Origin of the sequence: Amycolatopsis sp. 2-15 (genome assembly GCF_030285625.1) — a bacterium.
GTDB classification, from domain to species: domain Bacteria; phylum Actinomycetota; class Actinomycetes; order Mycobacteriales; family Pseudonocardiaceae; genus Amycolatopsis; species Amycolatopsis carbonis.
In genome coordinates, this window is sequence record NZ_CP127294.1 from 6537654 (window position 1) to 6556736 (window position 19083).

General features: G+C 70.6%; 20 protein-coding genes. 12 read left to right on the forward strand and 8 right to left on the reverse strand.

Annotated elements, in window-relative coordinates; translation table 11 throughout:
• Positions 1-791 precede the first annotated feature (791 nt).
• Both QRX50_RS32375 and QRX50_RS32380 read left to right on the forward strand, forming a co-directional pair.
• A complete protein-coding gene (locus QRX50_RS32375; protein ID WP_285966905.1) occupies positions 792-1949 on the forward strand; it encodes a M50 family metallopeptidase in 1158 nt (385 codons plus the stop codon).
• 81 nt (positions 1950-2030) lie between these two features.
• Entirely contained in the window at positions 2031-2861 is an 831-nt protein-coding gene (locus tag QRX50_RS32380; RefSeq protein ID WP_285966906.1) for a tRNA (adenine-N1)-methyltransferase, read from the forward strand.
• Positions 2862-2864: 3 nt separating this feature from the next.
• Here QRX50_RS32380 and QRX50_RS32385 read toward each other — a convergent pair whose 3' ends face one another.
• Complete coding sequence (locus tag QRX50_RS32385; RefSeq protein WP_285966907.1) at positions 2865-3317, reverse strand: hypothetical protein; 453 nt, start codon at positions 3315-3317, stop codon at positions 2865-2867.
• Positions 3318-3327: 10 nt separating this feature from the next.
• Positions 3328-4350, reverse strand: a complete 1023-nt coding sequence (locus tag QRX50_RS32390; RefSeq protein ID WP_285966908.1) for a chromosomal replication initiator protein DnaA — start codon at positions 4348-4350, stop codon at positions 3328-3330.
• Between the two features lie 351 nt (positions 4351-4701).
• Between QRX50_RS32390 and arc the strand changes: the two genes are divergently transcribed.
• Entirely contained in the window at positions 4702-6504 is a 1803-nt protein-coding gene (gene arc / locus QRX50_RS32395) for a proteasome ATPase (protein WP_285966909.1), read from the forward strand.
• A 105-nt stretch (positions 6505-6609) separates the two neighbouring features.
• Here arc and QRX50_RS49830 read toward each other — a convergent pair whose 3' ends face one another.
• Together QRX50_RS49830 and QRX50_RS32400 are read right to left on the reverse strand one after the other, a co-directional pair.
• Complete coding sequence (locus QRX50_RS49830) at positions 6610-6714, reverse strand: hypothetical protein (RefSeq protein ID WP_353074015.1); 105 nt, start codon at positions 6712-6714, stop codon at positions 6610-6612.
• A 412-nt stretch (positions 6715-7126) separates the two neighbouring features.
• Positions 7127-7267, reverse strand: a complete 141-nt coding sequence (locus QRX50_RS32400) for a hypothetical protein (RefSeq protein WP_285966910.1) — start codon at positions 7265-7267, stop codon at positions 7127-7129.
• A 108-nt stretch (positions 7268-7375) separates the two neighbouring features.
• Between QRX50_RS32400 and QRX50_RS32405 the strand changes: the two genes are divergently transcribed.
• The 3 genes from QRX50_RS32405 to QRX50_RS32415 all read left to right on the forward strand — a co-directional run bounded on the left by QRX50_RS32405 (position 7376) and on the right by QRX50_RS32415 (position 9434).
• A complete protein-coding gene (locus QRX50_RS32405) occupies positions 7376-7717 on the forward strand; it encodes a hypothetical protein (RefSeq protein ID WP_220240784.1) in 342 nt (113 codons plus the stop codon).
• Positions 7718-7807: 90 nt separating this feature from the next.
• A complete protein-coding gene (locus QRX50_RS32410; protein ID WP_285966911.1) occupies positions 7808-8731 on the forward strand; it encodes an aldo/keto reductase in 924 nt (307 codons plus the stop codon).
• A gap of 76 nt (positions 8732-8807) precedes the next feature.
• The gene (locus QRX50_RS32415) at positions 8808-9434 is read left to right on the forward strand and encodes a hypothetical protein (protein ID WP_285966912.1); all 627 of its coding nucleotides are present in this window, start codon (positions 8808-8810) and stop codon (positions 9432-9434) included.
• Here QRX50_RS32415 and QRX50_RS32420 read toward each other — a convergent pair.
• Positions 9425-9937 (reverse strand): NUDIX hydrolase, encoded by a 513-nt coding sequence (locus QRX50_RS32420; protein WP_285966913.1) that lies wholly within the window; start codon positions 9935-9937, stop codon positions 9425-9427. The genes QRX50_RS32415 and QRX50_RS32420 overlap by 10 nt on opposite strands.
• Positions 9938-9978: 41 nt before the next feature.
• Here QRX50_RS32420 and dop point away from each other — a divergent pair, with 41 nt between their 5' ends.
• The 4 genes from dop to prcA all read left to right on the forward strand — a co-directional run bounded on the left by dop (position 9979) and on the right by prcA (position 13692).
• Complete coding sequence (dop, locus tag QRX50_RS32425) at positions 9979-11481, forward strand: depupylase/deamidase Dop (protein ID WP_285966914.1); 1503 nt, start codon at positions 9979-9981, stop codon at positions 11479-11481.
• Between the two features lie 96 nt (positions 11482-11577).
• A complete protein-coding gene (locus QRX50_RS32430) occupies positions 11578-11772 on the forward strand; it encodes a ubiquitin-like protein Pup (protein WP_220240779.1) in 195 nt (64 codons plus the stop codon).
• Positions 11773-11983: 211 nt separating this feature from the next.
• Positions 11984-12850, forward strand: a complete 867-nt coding sequence (gene prcB / locus QRX50_RS32435) for a proteasome subunit beta (protein ID WP_285966915.1) — start codon at positions 11984-11986, stop codon at positions 12848-12850.
• A gap of 68 nt (positions 12851-12918) precedes the next feature.
• Positions 12919-13692: a proteasome subunit alpha gene (gene prcA / locus QRX50_RS32440; RefSeq protein WP_285966916.1), complete on the forward strand. Its 774-nt coding sequence runs from the start codon at positions 12919-12921 to the stop codon at positions 13690-13692.
• Between the two features lie 75 nt (positions 13693-13767).
• On the opposite strand, the gene QRX50_RS32445 is transcribed toward prcA, so the two are convergent.
• Both QRX50_RS32445 and QRX50_RS32450 read right to left on the reverse strand, forming a co-directional pair.
• The gene (locus QRX50_RS32445) at positions 13768-14091 is read right to left on the reverse strand and encodes a hypothetical protein (RefSeq protein WP_285966917.1); all 324 of its coding nucleotides are present in this window, start codon (positions 14089-14091) and stop codon (positions 13768-13770) included.
• A gap of 104 nt (positions 14092-14195) precedes the next feature.
• Positions 14196-15695: a bifunctional phosphatase PAP2/diacylglycerol kinase family protein gene (locus QRX50_RS32450; RefSeq protein ID WP_285966918.1), complete on the reverse strand. Its 1500-nt coding sequence runs from the start codon at positions 15693-15695 to the stop codon at positions 14196-14198.
• Positions 15696-15841: 146 nt separating this feature from the next.
• Between QRX50_RS32450 and pafA the strand changes: the two genes are divergently transcribed.
• Positions 15842-17200: a Pup--protein ligase gene (gene pafA, locus QRX50_RS32455; protein WP_285966919.1), complete on the forward strand. Its 1359-nt coding sequence runs from the start codon at positions 15842-15844 to the stop codon at positions 17198-17200.
• A 91-nt stretch (positions 17201-17291) separates the two neighbouring features.
• Positions 17292-18335 (forward strand): WD40/YVTN/BNR-like repeat-containing protein, encoded by a 1044-nt coding sequence (locus QRX50_RS32460; protein ID WP_434533163.1) that lies wholly within the window; start codon positions 17292-17294, stop codon positions 18333-18335.
• Here the strand turns inward: QRX50_RS32460 and QRX50_RS32465 are convergent.
• A complete protein-coding gene (locus QRX50_RS32465) occupies positions 18332-19030 on the reverse strand; it encodes an SDR family oxidoreductase (RefSeq protein ID WP_285966920.1) in 699 nt (232 codons plus the stop codon). The two genes, QRX50_RS32460 and QRX50_RS32465, sit on opposite strands and share 4 nt — an antisense overlap.
• Positions 19031-19083: the final 53 nt, after the last annotated feature.

The window sequence follows — 19083 nt, forward strand, 5'->3', positions numbered from 1 at the left end:
CTTGCGACGAAGCGCGCCGTGCTCGGCCTTGCGACGAAGCCTGATGTGCCCGGCCGGACCAAATCCGACCTGCCCGGCCTCGCGACCAACTCCGACACGCCAGACCTCGCGACCGAGTCCGCCCGCTCTTGCGGCCGAGCTCGACATGCCCGGCCTCGCGACCAACTCCGACACGCCAGACCTCGCGACCGAGTCCGCCCGCTCTTGCGGCCGAGCTCGACATGCCCGGTCTCGCGATCGAGGCCGCCGTGCCTGATTTCGCGACCGGGTCCGCTACGCCCGGTCTTGCGACCAAACCTGACATGCCAGCTCTTGCGGCCGAGCCTGCCCGCTCTTGCAGCCGAGTCCGACACGCGCGGTTCTCGCGACCACGGCCGCCATGTCTGCTCTCGTGAACATGTCTGACACGCCCGGTCTCGCGACCGAGCCTGCCCGCTCTTGCAGCCGAGTCCGACACGCGCGGTTCTCGCGACCACGGCCGCCATGTCTGCTCTCGTGAACATGTCCGACACGCCCGGTCTCGCGACCAACTCCGACAAGCCCGACCTCGCGACCAAGCCCACCTCGCCCGGCCCCCGACCAACCGCGCGTTCCCACCCAACTCACCCCGCGAAGGCGACCCACCAGCGAGATCGCGCCGGCTTCCCGATTGTGCGGTGCGATCGGCCCCCGGCCGATCCGACCGCACAATCGGGAAGCCGGCTTCGCGGCGATCTCGCACGCCCCGACGGAGTCGGGGCCAAAGACACAGATCACCCGCTTCCCACACTTCGCCCTTTACTCTTGCGCGCATGGCCGCGACCCGACAGCACGGTGCCGGGCCGTCCCGGCGCGTCACGCCCGGCGACGGCGGGCTGTTGCTGTTCCGGGTGGCCGGGGTGCCGGTGCTGCTGGCGCCGTCGTGGTGGATCGGGTCGTTGATCATCGTGGTGCTGTACGCGCCGCTGGTGGGGCGGTTGCTGCCGGACGCGTCGACGCCGACGTCGTGGCTGCTGGCGGCCGCATTCGCGGTGCTGCTGGGGCTGTCGGTGCTCGCGCACGAGCTGGGGCACTGTCTCGTGGCGCTGCGGTTGGGGATTCCCGTGCGCCGGTTGCGGTTGTTCCTGCTCGGTGGGCTGTCCGAGGTCGCGCGGACGCCGCGCCGGCCCGGACAGGAGGGGTTGGTGGCCGCGGCGGGGCCGGCGGTGTCGCTGGTGCTGGGCGGGTTCTGTGCCCTGCTGATGCTCGCCGTGCCGCCCGACGGGGCCGTGTGGCTGCTGGTCGCGGAGTGCGCCGTGGCGAACTTGGCGGTGGGCGTGTTCAACCTGCTCCCCGGGCTGCCGCTCGACGGCGGCCGCCTCGTGCGCGCGGGCGTCTGGGCCGCGACGGGGATGCGCGCCAAGGGCACGCGCGCGGCCGTGGCCGGGGGCGCGGTGGTGGCGACCGGCCTGATCGTGTGGGCGCTGTGGGGCCTGGCGACCCAGAGCGAGGACCGCTGGCTGCGGCTCGGTGTCTGCGTGGTCACGGCGTGGTTCGTGATCCTGGGTGCCCGCGGAGAGCTCGCGGCCGAGGCCCGGCGCAGCTGGCCCGACGGCCTCGAGCTGACCGAGCTGGTCCGGCCTGTTCTGCAGCTGCCCGCGGAAAGCCCGGTGTCCGACGCGCTCGCCGCGTCGGCCGGCCGCGGGGTGGTCCTCGTGCGGGCCGACGGGGTTGCCGCGGGGCTGCTCGACGAGCAGGCCGCCGAGCAGCTGGCGGGGACGCACCCGAACGCCCCGGCGGAGCTCGCGGCCGAACCGATCCGGGCCGAGACGGTGCTGCTGGCCTCGGAGCCGGGGGAGGAGATCGCCGAACGAGTGCGCGAAACCCCCGCGTGGCAGTTCCTCGTGGTCGACGACGAGGGCCGCCCCGCCGGCGTGCTGCGCCGCGAAGACCTCCGGGCCGCGCTCGTGCGCGGCCGCCGCGCTCACTGAGAGTGCACCCGACCGGCGACCCGCGCGGACGACCTGCGAGGATCTGGCGCCAGCGTTTCGCGTGTGAGGTGGAGGAAGAAGTTGTCGGTCAGCGGACCGTTTCGCGCAGGAGACCGGGTTCAGTTGACGGACTCGAAGGGCCGGCACTACACCCTCACGCTCGCCGAGGGCGGGGAGTACCACACCCACCGCGGCGCGCTCGCGCACGACGAGCTGATCGGGCTCCCCGAGGGCTCCGTGGTGACCTCGGCCGGCGGCAGCAACTACCTCGCGCTGCGCCCCCTGTTGCCGGATTACGTGCTCTCCATGCCGCGTGGCGCCCAGGTGATCTACCCCAAGGACGCGTCGCAGATCGTCATGTGGGGCGACATCTTCCCGGGCGCCCGCGTGCTCGAAGCCGGCGCCGGCTCGGGCGCGCTGACACTCTCGCTGCTGCGCGCCGTCGGCCCCGCCGGGCATGTGTCCTCCTACGAGATCCGCGACGACCACGCGGAACACGCCGAGCGCAACGTCGTGAAGTTCTTCGGCGAGAAGCCGGACAACTGGACGCTCACCGTCGCCGACCTGGCCACGCACACCGGTGAGGTCGACCGGGTCGTGCTCGACATGCTCGCGCCGTGGGACCAGCTGCCGAACGTCGCCGCGCACCTCGTGCCGGGCGGCGTGCTCACGGTGTATGTGGCGACCGTCACACAGCTTTCCCGCGTGACGGAGTCGTTGCGGGACCAGCAGTGCTGGACCGAGCCGGAGTCATGGGAGACGCTGATGCGCCCCTGGCACGTCGTCGGCCTCGCGGTGCGGCCGGACCACCGGATGGTGGCGCACACGGCTTTCCTGCTCACCGCCCGCCGCCTTGCCGACGGAACGGTGTCGCCGCGCGTGTCGCGCCGGCCCGCGAAGGGCAAGGGCTGAGGTCTAGCCCGGCACGCACCACCGGCCGTTTTCCCGGTGCATCGGGAACGGCGTGTCCTTGCGCCCGCCTGCGCCCGCCACCTGCACGGTGACGCCGGCCGAATCGCCGGCGACGGTCGGCGGCCCCGCCAGGGCCACGGTGAGCGGTCCCGCCGCGTCCCACTGGGACTGCAGTTCGGCCAGCGCCTGGGACGTCTGCGGTTCGCACGTGAGCCGGCCGAACTCCGTGGCGTCACCGCCCTTGATGGCGTCGACGATGGCGTTGGCGAGCACGTTCGTCGCGGCGACGTCCGCGTCGCTCGCGGACGAAGAAGCGGTGGGAATGCTCGCCGGCGGCGAAGCCGCGGCGGGCGGTGGCGCCGAGGGCCCGGCGGGTGCGACCAGAACCAGACCGAGCACCGCGCCGGCCACGAGAGCGCCGAGCACGACGAGCCCGGCGGTGAGTCTGCCACTCACCGCCGGGGTCTCACTGCTTGTCCGCCTGGGCGTCGACCAGGCACCAGACGCCGGCCTCGCGCTTGGAGGTCATCGTCCCGTTGGCCGTCCTCGTGCCCTGCGTGGCCTTGTACCGCACGGACGCAGTGTCGCCGTTCTCCTGTGCGGCGCCCGTGAGCTGGATGTCGGTCTTCGGGATGTCCACCGCGCCACCGCTGTAGATACTGCGGCACGCCAGCCCGGCCAGCGCCGAGCCGTCGCCGCTGGTGAAGTCGGTCGCGGCGGCCTGGAACAGCTCCTGCGCGCTTTGCTTCCCGCCGGGCGCGGGGGAGTTGCTGCCCGAGGCCGACCCCGTCGACGGGGTCGAACCGGTGCTCGTGCCGGGCTGGGTCGGCGCGCCGGTGTTCGGCGCGCCGCCACCCTGGCTGGTCACACCCGGCGGCGGCGGGGCCGCGATGTCGGTTTTGTCGTTGTCGTCACCCGAAAGCCCGATCACGAGACCGATCGCGGCACCCACCACGACCACCACGCCGACGGCGATCCCGACGATCAGGCCGGTCTTCTTTTTCCTCGGAGGCTGCTCGTTGTAGCCGCCGAAGGACTGATAACCACCCGGTTGGCCGTACTGATCGCCGAAACCGCCCTGCTGGAAGCCCTCGGACTGCCCGAACTGCTGCGTTCCGCCCTGCTGGTACGGATCTTGCTGTCCGTACTGCTGGGGCCCGTCCTGCTGCCGGTAGGGATCTTGCTGCCCGAACTGCGGCGGCTGGGCGTACGGATCTTGCTGCCCGAAGGGCGGGGGCTGCTGCGCCGGGTAGCCCGGCTGCTGCTGCGGACCGGACTGCGGGTACCCGCCCTGCGGGGGCCAGGTGCCCGGCTGTGGCTGCCCGCCGTAGGGCTGCGCGCCGGGGTAGCCGGGCTGCTGCTGGGGGCCGGACTGGGGCTGACCTGGGCCCTGAGGGGACTGTCCGTAGGGATTCGGCTGCTGCCCGTAGCCTCCGTAGCCACCGCCCTGCTGGCCGTGACCACCGGGCTGCTGCGGCGGGTAGGTCATGTGTGCTGCCCCCTAGCGTTCCTTCGCGTGCTGACCTGGCCACCGGGTGAGGTGAACCCGGGGGGATGCTAGCCAGGCCGCCCGGGATCCGTGCGCTCAGGCCGGAATCCGGCGAAACCAGGGTTGGCGGCAGGGTCCGCGGGGTACCTGCACCGTGCTCGCTTCCGCCTGGTGGAACACGGCGTGACGGCCTCCGGTGTCCGGGCACCGAATCGGCCGCTTGCGCATCCGTGACGACCGTGCTGAGCGGGTACGGAAATCGCGACGCGCCGATCTTGTGATGCGGAAAGGCCTTTTCTTGTCGGTGATCGCCGGTACCGTGGAATGAAAAGCACTCCGAGGAGGTGCCCGATGCATCATGACCTTCCCGGAGGTCGGCGCGAGGAGGCCGACCCTTCAGCAACAGGCGGAGCTGGGCTTACGGCGGAGCAACAAGCCCGGCAGATCCGTTTTCTCGAGGAGGAAGTGGCGCTCTTGCGTCGCAAACTCACCGATTCGCCGCGGCAGAACCGAGTTCTCGAACAGCGCCTCGCCGAGGCGTCCGAACGGGTGAGCCAGCTCACCGAGCGCAACACGAAACTGGTCGAGACCCTGCGCGAGGCGCGTGGTCAGCTGCTTGCCCTGCGCGAGGAGGTCGACAGACTGGCCCAGCCGCCGAGCGGCTACGGGGTCTTCGTCACCTCGTACGAGGACAACACGGTGGACGTCTTCACCGCGGGCCGCAAGATGCGGGTCTCGGTGTCGCCGGCCGTGGAGATCTCGTCGCTGCGCCGTGGTCAGGCGTTGCGTCTCAACGAGGCACTCACCGTTGTCGAAGGCGGCGATTTCGAGCGCACCGGTGAGGTGTGCGCACTGCGTGAGGTGCTCGCACCCGAGGACGAGGGCGGCATTCCCCGTGCCCTCGTGGTGGGGCACGCGGACGAGGAGCGGGTTGTCCTGCTCTCCGAACCGCTGGCCGAGCAGCCGCTCAAGCCGGGCGACTCGCTGCTCGTGGACACGAAGGTCGGGTACGCGTACGAGCGGGTGCCCAAGGCCGAGGTCGAGGACCTGGTGCTGGAGGAGGTGCCCGACGTCCGCTACGAGGACATCGGTGGCCTGAGCAGGCAGATCGAGCAGATCCGCGACGCGGTGGAGCTGCCGTTCCTGCACGCCGATCTCTACCAGGAGTACCAGCTGCGGCCGCCGAAGGGCGTGCTGCTCTACGGGCCTCCGGGCTGCGGGAAGACGCTCATCGCCAAGGCGGTGGCCAACTCCCTGGCCAAGAAGGTCGCGCAGGCACGGGGCGACAAGGCGGACGGGAAGTCCTACTTCCTGAACATCAAGGGCCCCGAGCTGCTCAACAAGTTCGTCGGCGAGACCGAGCGGTCCATCCGCCTGATCTTCCAGCGGGCTCGGGAGAAGGCCTCCGAGGGCACTCCCGTCATCGTGTTCTTCGACGAGATGGACTCCATCTTCCGCACCCGTGGCTCGGGCGTGTCCTCCGACGTGGAGACCACGATCGTGCCGCAGCTGCTGTCGGAGATCGACGGTGTGGAAGGGCTGGAGAACGTCATCGTCATCGGCGCCTCCAACCGTGAGGACATGATCGACCCGGCGATCCTGCGGCCGGGCCGGCTCGACGTGAAGATCAAGATCGAGCGTCCGGACGCCGAAGGCGCGAAGGACATCTTCTCCAAGTACCTGGCCGAAGGCCTGCCGATCCACGCCGACGACCTGGCGGAGTTCGGCGGGGACCAGAAGGCCACGTTCGACGCGATGATCCAGCACACCGTCGAGCGCATGTACGAGGAGAGCGACGAAAACCGGTTCCTCGAGGTGACCTACGCCAACGGGGACAAGGAAGTCCTGTACTTCCGCGACTTCAACTCGGGCGCGATGATCCAGAACATCGTGGACCGGGCGAAGAAGTCGGCGATCAAGTCGGTGCTGGAGACCCAGCAGCCCGGCTTGCGCGTGCAGCACCTGCTGGACGCGATCGTCGACGAGTTCGCGGAGAACGAGGACCTGCCGAACACCACGAACCCGGACGACTGGGCCCGGATCTCCGGCAAGAAGGGTGAGCGGATCGTCTACATCCGCACGCTCGTCACCGGCAAGAACCAGGACTCGGGGCGGGCGATCGACACCGCCACGAACACGGGTCAGTACCTGTAATCGGTTCGAAGCGTGGGGCCGCCGGTTCGCCGGCGGCCCCACGCTTTCTTCTCAGGCCTTCACGACACCGCGACGGGGCGCGAGTTTCCCGTGCGAGGCGAGGATTCAGAGCACCACGAGCGCGGCGCCTGCGGGTTCGTTCCAGTGCATGGGCTCGTTAAGGACGAGGACGCCGAGCACCACGCCGACCACCGGTGTGAGGTAAGTCACCGAAGATGCGTGGGTGGCGCCTCAGGGCGCTACTACGCGTGTGTTCCATACGCAGGCGATCCCCGTTGCCAGCACGCCGAGCGCGAGCATGCTGAAGACAACGGCGGCGCTGAGGCGCATCGGCTGGCTCGCCACCACCGGCGCCAGCAGTAAGAGAGCAGCACCGTCGCGAAGCCGGCCTGCCCGAACGCCACTGTGTTGTCTGCCCCGGCTCCGCCGGGGCGTGCGAGATCGCCTTTGAGCCGGCTTGCCGGCGCGATCTCGCTGATGGGTCGACTCGACAGTGTGAGTGAGGCGGTACCACCCGCGGGGCGCCGATCTGCCATTGTGAGCAATGGCGTGGTCGCGTTGAAGATACTGGCCAGACTGGACGAAATGCGACGCTCACCCTGCTCATCCGCCTGGGGTTCAGCTACTCCACGTGCGAGATCGGCTCGAAGGCGATCTCGCACGCCCTGCCGGAGGCGGGGCAGACAACACCGAACAGGAAGCTCGCGCCCCACACCACTGCCAGTGCGACGAACCGCGCACCGATACCGAGCCTCTCGGCCATGCTCCTCCTTGTCGTCACCGGTGAGTCAACGGTCCGCCACGCCGCGAGGCCAGCGGTTTTCGGCCATGTCACCGAACTCTGGTGTATAACGCCCTATACTTCCGGGCTGTGAGCACCGACGACACACCGCGCCCGCGCGCCCCGATCACCGAGGCCGACGTCCTCACCTGGCTGGAGACGACCGCGGCCGCGGTCCAGGCGGGGGAGCTGAACGCCAACGACCTCATCGACCTGCTGGGGGAGCTGCGCCGCGCCTCCGCCGCCTGCGCCGACGCGTCCGACTGGGCCTTGCTCGCCGCCCGAGAGGAAGGCGCCAGCCTCCGCCAAATCGCCCCCGTCTTCGGCAAAGGCTATGTCCGGGCACCCGCCGCGCGGCTGGAAAAACTCCACCGCCAAGCCCAGAACTCCGGACAATGGCTCGCCATCCTCCGACACAAACAAACTGTATAACGACCTATACAGATGGCCATCCTCCAAAAAATCCATGGTCGGCAGCGCATTCCACTCACCATCCAAAACCCGCACAGACAAGGACACCGAATGGAGCGCATCGCGGTCGGGCTCGCCGCTCTCGGCCGGCCCGCGTACATCAACCTGGGCCGGGAGCTGCCGGGGACGCGGGACGTGCCGGCGATGCGCGCCGCGACCCACGAGGTGCTCGACGCGGCTTACGCGGCGGGGGTGCGCTGGGTCGATGTCGCGCGTTCCTACGGGCTGGCCGAGGACTTCCTCGCGAGCTGGCTCGCGGAGACCGGCCACGCCGACGTGATGGTGTCGAGCAAGTGGGGCTACCGCTACGTCGGCGAGTGGCGGCTCGACGCGCCGGTGCACGAGGTCAAGGAGCACTCGGCGGCGCGGTTCGCCGAGCAGTGGGCCGAGACGCGGGCGTTGCTGGGCGACCACGTGAACCTGTACCAGGTGCATTCGCTCACTGTGGACAGTCCACTGTTCTCCGACGCGGCGCTGATCGACGCGCTCGCGGGGTTGTCCGATCAGGGGGTCGAGATCGGGTTCTCCACGTCCGGGCCGGCGCAGGCGGACGCCGTGCGGCGCGCGTTCGAGCTCGAAGCCGCGGGCCGGCCGGTGTTCTCGTCGGTGCAGTCCACTTGGAACGTCCTGGAGCCGTCGGTCGGCGGGGCGCTCGCCGAGGCGCACGCGGCGGGGAAACGGGTGCTGGTCAAGGAGACGCTGGCCAACGGGCGTCTGGTCGTGGAGGCGCCGGAGCCACTGAGGCGCATCGCCGCCGCGCACGGCGTGGGTCCGGACGCGGTCGCGGTGGCCGCGGTGCTGGCGAACGACTGGGTTTCGGCGGCTCTGGTGGGGCCGTCGAGCACGGTGCAGCTCGCGTCGAACCTGGCCGCCACGCGGGTTTCGCCGGTCGCGGACGAGGTGGCCGAGCTGGCGGGTCTGGCGGAGGAGCCGGAAGAGTACTGGCGGCACCGGTCCCACCTCGGGTGGGACTGAGGGGCTGCACTACCCTCGCTGCAGCGCGGGCCCGGCGGGTGGGCCGCGGTTCTCGGATCTTCCGGAGGGGCGGCAGGTGCGTCATCGGCAGGTGCTCGCGGTGGCGGCGGTCGCGCTGGCAGGGCTCACGACCGCGTGCGGCAACCGGCCCAATGACCTCGAGACGTATTACGACGACCCGACACCCGTGAGCGACGCGGCGTCGTCCGCGCCGGTGACTCCGCCGCATGTCGCGCCGCCGAGCACTTCCGCGTCGCCTTCGCCCGATCCTCGGGTCCTGGCCGCTGCGGCGGCTTCGGCGGCGTTGCTGTCCGATGAGGACGTTGCGGAGGAGGGTGTGGCGCCGGGGCCGGGCAAGGCGTCGGGGTGCCTGTCGGGGCTGGCTCAGGGGGAGCGGCGGTCGGCGAGCTGGGTGTATCCGAGTGGTTCGGGGATCACGCACGAGGTGACGGCGTACGCGGGTGGGTCGGGCGCGGATGTGGTGTCTGCCGCGGACTGTGCCGGTCAGGTGCTCGAGATTCCGCCGCAGCCGGGTGTTTCGCAGCAGCGGGCGTGGTGCGACGGGTCGACCTGCACGGTGCTGCTGGCGACGGGTGAGCTGGTGTCGGCGTTGAGTGTGGCGGCGAGCACGCCGGCGCGGGCGGCGGACGCGGCGAAGCGGTTGCTGCCGAGGATCGTGGCGAAGCTGGTTGCTCAGCCGTAGCGGCGGAACCACTCCTGGATGCCTTCGCGGCCGTCGGGGATGAAGGGGCTTTCGGGATCGTCGACCCAGGCGCGGAGTTCGGTCAGGGAGAGCCAGCGGCCTTCGACGATCTCTTCGGCTTGGTGTTGGATAGGGCCGTCCCAGCGGACTTCGTAGGCGAAGTTGTGGCAGCGGACGGTGTCCTGGTCGTAGATCTTGGTGAACAAGGGTCGCGGTTCCACTCCGTGGACGCCGAGCTCTTCGGCGAGCTCGCGGCGGGCGCAGTCTGCGGGGGTTTCGCCCGCGGCGACGACTCCGCCGGCCCAGCAGTCCCAGGTGGACGGGAAGATGTCCTTGTCCGCGGTGCGGAGGTGGACGTACACGGACTCGCCGTCGCCCGAACGGACGAGCACCACGCCGGCGGCGTGCCACAGTCCTTCGGCGCGGACGCGGGAGCGGGGTGCCTGGCCCACGACGTGGCCGGCGCGGTCATAGAGGGCAACGAGTTCGTCACTGCCTGGCATGGGGGCATCGTCGCACGGCCTTACCCCGTAGGGTGGTGGGTATGCGTCGGATCATGGGAACCGAAGTCGAGTACGGCATCGCCGTGCCCGGGGACGCCACGGCGAACCCGGTGCTCACCTCGACTCAGGTTGTGCTCGCCTACGCGGCGGCTGCTGACATTCCGCGGGCTCGCCGGGCCCGGTGGGACTACGAGGTGGAGTCGCCGTTGCGCGACGCGCGCGGGTTCGACCTGACGGGTCCGGGCGGGCCGGGGCACGACCCGGACGTGGAGGACCTGGGCGCCGCGAACGTCATCCTGACGAACGGTGCGCGCCTGTATGTGGACCACGCGCACCCGGAGTACTCGGCGCCTGAGGTCACGAACGCGCGGGACGCGGTGATCTGGGACAAGGCCGGTGAGCGGGTGATGGAGGAGGCGGCGCTGAAGGCGGCGTCCGTGCCCGGTCAGCCGCCGTTGCAGCTGTACAAGAACAACGTGGACGGCAAGGGTGCGAGCTACGGTACGCACGAGAACTACCTGTGTTCGCGGTCGACGCCGTTCACGGCGATCATCGCCGGGTTGACGCCGTTTTTCGTGTCGCGGCAGGTGGTGACGGGTTCGGGACGCGTGGGAATCGGCCAGCAGAGCGAAGAGGCCGGTTTCCAGCTTTCGCAGCGGTCGGATTACATCGAGGTCGAGGTCGGCCTGGAGACGACGTTGAAGCGCGGGATCATCAACACGCGCGACGAGCCGCACGCGGACGCGGACAAGTACCGGCGGCTGCACGTCATCGTCGGTGACGCGAACCTGTCGGAGTACTCGACCTACCTGAAGGTGGGTACGACGGCGCTGATCCTGGATCTCATCGAGTCGGGGATCCGGTTCGACGAGCTGAAGCTGGACGAGCCGGTGCGGGCGGTGCACAAGATCAGCCACGACCCGACATTGAAGGTGAAGGTCGAGCTGGCGAACGGGAAGAAGTTCTCGGGGCTTGACCTGCAGTTCGCTTACCACGAGATCGCGTCGGCGAACCTCGAGCGCACGGGTGCGGACGAGGCGTCGAAGGAGGTTCTGCGGGTCTGGGGCGAGGTGCTCGACGCGCTGGCGCGGGATCCGCAGGAGTGTGCGGACCGGTTGGACTGGCCGGCGAAGCTGCGGCTGCTGGAGGGGTACCGGGAGCGGGATCAGCTGGCGTGGGGTGCGCCGCGGTTGCGGCTGGTGGACCTGCAGTACTCGGATGTGCGGCTGGCGAAGGGCCTGTACAACCGGCTGGTCACGCGTGGGTCGATGAAGCGGCTGGTCACGGAGGAGGAGGTCCAGGCGGCGATCACGACTCCGCCGTCGGACACGCGGGCGTACTTCCGGGGGCGGGCGTTGGAGAAGTACGCGACGTCGATCGCGGCCGCGTCGTGGGATTCGGTCATCTTCGACGTGGGCAAGGAGTCGTTGGTGCGGATCCCGACGCTGGAGCCGCTGCGGGGCACGAAGGCGCACGTCGGGAAGCTGCTGGACGCGGCGGCGACGGCCGAGGAGCTGGTCGAGGCGATCACCGGTTCGGACTAGTCCGAACCGGCACGGGGCTGATCGGGACCGCGGCGTTGCCCCGAATGTCGGGGCCGCTGGGTAGGCTAGGAATCATCGGCCACACCGGGAGGCGATATGGCGCAGGAGAAGATCGAGAAGCACGGCGGTGGGGACTCCGACGAGGAGTTCGAAGCCACCGGAGCGGCGGGCCAGGAGCGGCGCGAGAAGCTCGGCGAGGACGTCGACACGATCCTCGACGAGATCGACGACGTGCTGGAGGAGAACGCCGAGGACTTCGTTCGCGCCTACGTGCAGAAGGGCGGCGAGTAGTCGTTCGCGGCCGGTAGCCGCCCTCGGGTTTCCGGGGGCGGTTGTCGGTTGGCGTGCCGCTGCACGAGTTCGGCGGTGCGGGGCGACATACTGCGCGGCAGAGTTTGCTACGGCAGAGTTCTGCTCTGGCACGGTTTCGCCTCGGCGCGGTGTCAGCACGCGGCCTCAGCGTTGTTTCTTCAGCCGATACAGATGGGAACCAAGAGCACGTATGGACAACACCTTCCCTCGGGCGGGTTTTTCGGGACCCGGCCTGCCTGCTTCGTACTTCTCGCCGGCTTCGTCGTCGTTCGCGGACTTCGTGCGGGCGCAGGCGCCTGAGCTGTTGCCGGCGCGGCGGGTGCCGTCGTCCGGGGTGGGTGAGCTGGCGGTGCCGCACGGGACGACGATCGTGGCGCTGACGTTCGCCGGGGGTGTGCTGATCGCGGGTGACCGGCGGGCGACGTCGGGGAACCTGATCGCGAGCCGGGACATCGAGAAGGTGCACGTCACGGACGAGTACTCGGCGGTGGGGATCGCGGGTACCGCGGGTCTGGCCGTGGAGATGGTCCGGTTGTACGCGGTGGAGCTGGCGCACTACGAGAAGATCGAGGGTGTGTCGCTGTCGCTGGACGGCAAGACGAACAAGCTGGCCGGGATGGTGAAGGCCAACCTGGACATGGCGATGGCCGGCCTGGCCGTGGTGCCGTTGTTCGTGGGCTACGACCTGGAGGCCGAGGACGCGAAGCGCGCCGGCCGGATCATCTCGTACGACGCCGCCGGTGGGCGCTACGAGGAGAACGCCGGGTATGCGGGTGTCGGTTCGGGTTCGCTGTTCGCGAAGTCGGCGCTGAAGAAGCTGTACGACCCTGACGCGGATGTTGATGCGGCGGTGCGGGCGGCCGTGGAGGCGTTGTACGACGCCGCGGACGACGACACCGCGAGTGGCGGGCCGGACCTGGTGCGGCGCATTTTCCCGAGCGTCGTCACGATCACCGCCGAGACCGGTGCGGTGCAGCTGCCGTCGGAGCAGACGGCGGCGGTGGCGGAGGCCGTGGTGGCCGGCCGCGCCGAGCGCACGCACCACCGGCCGAGCTGATCGCCGGTGACTTTCCCGAACGCTGAACCTTCGACCGCCGGTACACCGGAGAACGTGGAGCCGACACCGTGACGATGCCGTTGTATGCCTCTCCCGAGCAGCTGATGCGGGAGCGTTCCGAGCTGGCGCGCAAGGGCATTGCGCGCGGCCGGAGCGTGGTGGTGCTGAAGTACTCCGGCGGGGTGCTGTTCGTGGCGGAGAACCCGTCGGCGACGTTGCACAAGGTGTCGGAGATCTACGACCGGATCGGGTTCGCCGCGGTGGGCCGGTACTCGGAGTTCGAGAACCTGCGGGTGGCGGGGATCCGGCACGCGGACTTGAAGGGCTACCAATACGACCGGCGTGACGTGAGTGCGCGGGCGCTGGCGAACGCTTACGCGGCGACGCTGGGCAGCATCTTCACCGAGCAGCTGAAGCCGTTCGAGGTGGAGGTGTGTGTCGCCGAGGTCGGGGCGAACCAGTCGGAGGACCAGCTGTACCGGCTGACCTACGACGGGTCGATCTTCGACGAGTCGCCGTTCGTGGTGATGGGTGGGCAGACGGAGCCGATCAGCACGAAGCTGAAGGACACCGTCGACCCGGAGCACGATCTGGCGACGGCGCTGGCGACGGCGATCGAGGGCTTGCGGACGACGGTCGCGGCGTCGGGCAACGGCAACGGGGCGGCGCAGCCGGATCAGATCAAGCTCGAGGTGGCGGTGCTGGACCGGGCGCGGCCGCGGCGGGCGTTCCGCCGGTTGACGGGGGCGGCGCTGGACGCGTTGCTGCCCGAGCCGCCGGCGGAGGACGAGGCCGAGAAGCCGGCCGAGGGTGACTCGGACGGTGGCTCCGCCAAGGAGTGACGTGGTTGTGCGAGTGGGCCGTCCGGGTTTCCGGGCGGCCCACAGTGCTTTTGACGGCACTGCTTTCGGCGCTTCTCAGGAGGTCGGCGTGGGGCTGCGGAAGTTCTGGTCGGCGAAGGCCAGGAGGTAGGGCAGGGTCGCGCGGGCGATGTGCCAGGTGTGGTTGAAGCCGTGTTCGGCGTGGACGACAGCTTCCTGGCCGCGGCGGTGGAGCGCGTCGGCGATGCGGTGGGCCGTGGCGACGTCGGTGGGGGTACCGGCGCCGGCTGCGAGGAGCGCGGAGATCGGTGCGGTGAACGTCATCGTCGGCAGGTAGTGGCGTGGTGTGTTCGCGGCGATGGCGGCGGGGTGGCCGTCGAGGACGCCGACGGAGTCGTTGAGGTCGTCGTACAAACGCACAAAGTCCCTGCCGTGAACGGAAGCGGACAGGGCCGCCCGCACCTGACGTGATCACGCTAGGGACGAGCCGCGGTGGATTCGCTTGTGAACGGGTAAAGCGCAGCTCAAACCCGGTTGTCGGGGTTGCGGTAGATCGTCAGGGCGCTGGGGCGGGCGCGGAAGGTGAACTCGTTGCCGAGTGGCCCGACCTCGCCGTCGGTGGCCACGCGGCGGTTTCCGCCGAGCAGCTTCACGCGCAGTTCCGGTAGGTCCAGCTGCTGGTAGACGTGGCTGGCGTTGAGGCTGTTGGTCACCATCGCGAGCAGGAACCTGGCGCGGGAGTAGGGCAGGTCGGCCCGCAGGTAGCGCACGTCGAGCAGGCCGGTGTCCAGAGCCGGGCGCCGTGACGGCGCGAAGCCCTTGGGGGAGTAGGTGCCGTTGCCGACGAAGATCAGCCAGACCTCGGCGGGCTCGTCGTTGAGTAGGATCGGCAGCGGTTTCGCACGGCGCAGCACACGGGCGAGCGCGAGCGCGGCCGAAGGCCACTTCGGGTGCTTCTGTTGCAGCTTCTCGCGCAGCCGCACCATCTCGGGGTAGCCGCCGAGGCTCGCGGTGTTCACGAACCAGCGGTGCTCCGGCTCGCCGGCGCCGTGGACCTCGACCTCGCCCAGGTCGATGCCGACGGCGTTGCCGGCCTCGGTGGCCGCGTCGGCGTCGGGCATCGACCGCACGCCGACGTCACGCGCGAAGTGGTTGAGCGTGCCCGCGGGGATGAGCGCGAGCGGCAGGCCGCGTTCGGCGGCCACGGACGCGACCGCGGCGACCGTGCCGTCACCACCCGCGACGCCCAGCGCGCGCACGGAGCCGCCGCGGGCGTCGATCTCGGCGGCGAGCTGTTCGCGCAGGTCCTGGTGCGGGTCGGGGTAGAGCAGCGTCGCCTTGGGCCAGGCGTAGCGGACGTCCTCGGTCGGGTCCTGGCCGTCGACGCCGGAGTGCGGGTTGACCAGGGCCAGCATGTCCTCGCCGTCGCGCATCTCCGGTGCTTCGGCCGTGTGCGCGGTGCGGGCGGGCAGGTCGGGGTGCAGCGGCCACCAGTGCCGGGTCAGCGCGGCGACGCCGACGCCGATCACCAGGCCGGCGCCGACGTCGCTGGGCCAGTGGACACCGGTGTGGACCCGTGAGTAGGCCACGGCGCCCGCCAGGGGCGCGACGACGAGCCCGGCCTTCGGTGACTCCATCGCGACGGCCGTGGCGAACGCGGCCGCGGAGGCCGCGTGGCCGGAGGGGAACGAGGAGGACGTGGGCCGCTTGCGCAGCCGCCGGTGCTCGGGCACCTCGTCCTCGGCTGGGCGCCGGCGGGGGAACAGCGGCTTGCCGAGCAGGTTCGCGGCCGCGCTCGCCCCGGCGATGGCGACCATCCCGCGCAGCGCTCCCCGGCGCGTCGCACCCTTGCGGGCGGCCAGCGCGACGGCCACAACCCACCACAGCCGCGACTTGTTCGCGGATTTCGAAAGCCCGCCGAGAACATCGTCGGCCCGGGTCCTCGGCAGGGCCGCGCTACGGCGGATCAGCGCCCGATCGGTGCGCCCCACCTTCCGGAACGGGCGGCTGAGCTGGTGCAACACCGTCGTCGACCTCTTCTCCGTGCGGCGTGGGCTGCGTTGCGCCGTCGCCGGATTCGCGCGATTTCTCACCACCCGCAACGTACCGACCGCGTGTCGCCGCCCGAACGGCGCACCGCTCAAGGGGGTGCAGCGCCTACTCTGGTGAGATGCAGCGGCGGATCTTTGGCATCGAGACCGAGTTCGGGGTCACGTGCACCTTCCACGGTCAGCGCAGGCTCTCGCCCGACGAGGTCGCGCGGTATCTCTTCCGGCGGGTCGTGTCCTGGGGACGCTCGTCGAACGTCTTCCTGTCCAACGGCTCCCGGCTCTACCTCGACGTGGGCTCGCACCCCGAGTACGCGACGGCCGAGTGCGACGACCTCACGCAGCTGGTCACGCACGACAAAGCCGGTGAGCGGATCCTCGAGGACCTGCTGGTCGACGCCGAGCGCCGGCTGGCCGACGAGGGCATCGGCGGCGACATCTTCCTGTTCAAGAACAACACCGACTCCGCGGGCAACTCCTACGGCTGCCACGAGAACTACCTCGTGACGCGCGCCGGTGAGTTCTCCCGGATCGCCGACGTGCTGCTGCCCTTCCTCGTGACCCGCCAGCTCATCTGCGGCGCGGGCAAGGTCCTGCAGACCCCGCGCGGCGCCGTGTACTGCCTCTCGCAGCGCGCGGAGCACATCTGGGAGGGCGTCTCCAGCGCCACCACGCGCTCGCGCCCCATCATCAACACCCGAGACGAGCCCCACGCCGACGCCGAGCGCTACCGGCGCCTGCACGTGATCGTGGGCGACTCGAACATGGCCGAGCCCACCACGATGCTCAAGATCGGGTCGGCGAACCTGGTGCTCGAGATGATCGAGGCGGGCGTGCAGTTCCGCGACTTCACCCTCGACAACCCGATCCGGGCGATCCGCGAGATCAGCCACGATCTCACCGGCCGCCGCCAGGTCCGCCTCGCCGGCGGACGCGAGGCCTCGGCGCTCGACATCCAGCGCGAGTACTACGCCCGCGCGGTGCAGCACCTCAAGGAGAACGGCTCCACCCCCGCCAACGAGCGTGTGGTCGAGCTGTGGGGCCGCGCCCTCGAGGCCGTCGAGCAGCAGGACTTCGCCAAGATCGACACCGAGATCGACTGGGCCATCAAGCACCGCCTGGTCGAGCGCTACCGCGCGAAGCACGACCTGGACCTGTCCAGCCCGCGGATCGCGCAGCTCGACCTCGCCTACCACGACATCCGCCGCGGCCGGGGCATCTTCGACCTGCTGCAGCGCAAGGGCCTGGTCAAGCGGGTCACCGACGACGGCGAGATCGAAGCCGCCAAGGACACCCCGCCCCAGACCACCCGCGCGAAGCTGCGCGGCGACTTCATCGCCGCCGCCCAGGCCGCCGGGCGTGACTTCACCGTCGACTGGGTCCACCTCAAGCTCAACGACCAGGCCCAGCGCACCGTGCTGTGCAAGGACCCGTTCCGCTCGGTGGACGAGCGGGTGGAACGCCTGATCAGCTCGCTGTAAGACGTATCGCCGGAGGGGCCGTCCCACATCGGGACGGCCCCTCCGGTGTTCCCGACGAAAGTCGCCGTCCGGGTGCGGCAAGATCGGCCGCATGCGGGTCGTGCGGGCGTTGGTGGTTCTGCTGGGTGCGGTGCTGCCGCTGGTGGCCGGTGGGGTGGCGGGCGCGGCTCAGCGGCTCCCGTCGTGGCAGCTCGCCCCGGCCGGGGTCACGGCGCAGTTCCGGGGGCTTTCGGCCGTCAGCGGGCGCGTGGCGTGGGTCAGCGGCACGCAGGGGACCGTCTTGCGCACCACGGACGGCGGCCGCACCTGGAGCCCCGTCGGGCCGTCCGGCACGGAGGCGCTCGAGTTCCGCGACATCGAGGCCTTCGACGCCGACCACGCCGTGGTGCTGTCCATCGGCCCGGGCGGGGACTCGCGGGTCTACCGCACCGACGACGCCGGCCGACACTGGCGCCAGACGTTCGCCAACCCCGACCCGGCCGCGTTCTACGACTGCCTCGCCTTCTTCGACCCGTGGCGCGGCCTCGCGATGAGCGACCCCGTCGACGGGAAGTTCCACGTGCAGGCCACCGCGGACGGCGGCCGCACCTGGCGGCAGATCCCCGACAGTGCGTTCCCGCCCGCGCTGCCCGGTGAAGCGGGCTTCGCGGCGAGCGGCCAGTGCGTGGCCACCTCGGGGCCGTTCGACGCGTGGCTCGCGATGGGCGGCGGCGCCCGCGCCCGCGTGCTGCACAGCGGCGACGCCGGGCACCACTGGACCGTCGCCGACACTCCGCTGCCCAGCAGCACGTCCGCCGGGGTGTTCGCACTCGCGTTCCGCACCCCATGGCAAGGCGTCGCGATCGGCGGGGACTTCGCGAACCCCACCGCGCCCGGCCCGGCCGTCGCGCTCAGCGGTGACCGCGGCCGCACCTGGCGCACCCCGGCGCAGTACCCCGCGGGCTACCGCTCCGGGCTCGCGTGGCTCGGCGGCTCGGTGATCGCCGTCGGCCCCGGCGGCAGTGACCTCAGCCCCGACGGCGGCCGCCACTGGACGCGGTTCGACACCGGCAGCTTCGACACCGTCGACTGCACACCGCTGGGCGCCTGCTGGGCCAGTGGCACCGGCGGCCGCGTCGCCCGGCTGCAGCGTTAGAGGACCTGCCCGGTCGGGCGCACCATGATCTCGTTGACGTCCACCGTCGGCGGCTGCTCCAGCGCGTAAAGCACCGCGCGGGCGACGTCGTCGGCCTCGAGCTTCGGCTTGCGCCGCTGCTCGTCGGTGAGGATGTCGGTGTCGGTGATGCCGGGCTGCACCAACGTCACCCGAACCCCGGTTCCCACGGCCTCCTCCCGGATCCCCGCCGCCAGCCCGCTCACCGCCCACTTCGTCGCCGAATACAGGCTCCCCTTGCGCGGGTACCGGCCGGCGATCGAACCGGTCAGCACGAGATGACCGCTCGTGTCCGCCAACGCCGGCAGCACCGCACGCGCCGTGATCGCGGGGCCGTAGACGTTCGTCAGCACCAGATCCCGCCATTGCTCGGGCTCCGCGCCGCCGTCGCCGAAGAACGACACGCCCATGCCGATCCCGGCATTCGCGAAAGCCGCGTCCAGCCGCCCGAACCGCGCCAGCGTCGCCTCGACCGCGCCCGCCACGCTCGGCCAGTCGGTGACGTCCGCGGCCAGCGCCAGTGCGTTTTCCCCGCCCAGCTCGGCCACGAGCGGGGCCACGGCCTCGGCTTTCCGCGCCACGAGCGTCACCCGGAACCCCGCCGCGACCGCGCGCCTGGCCGTCGCCGCCCCGATCCCTCGCGACGCTCCGGTCACCAGCAGTACACGTTCAGCCATGCTTCCAGGCTAGGGCCGCGACGCGTTCGGGCAACCTCACGATCGGGGCGGAC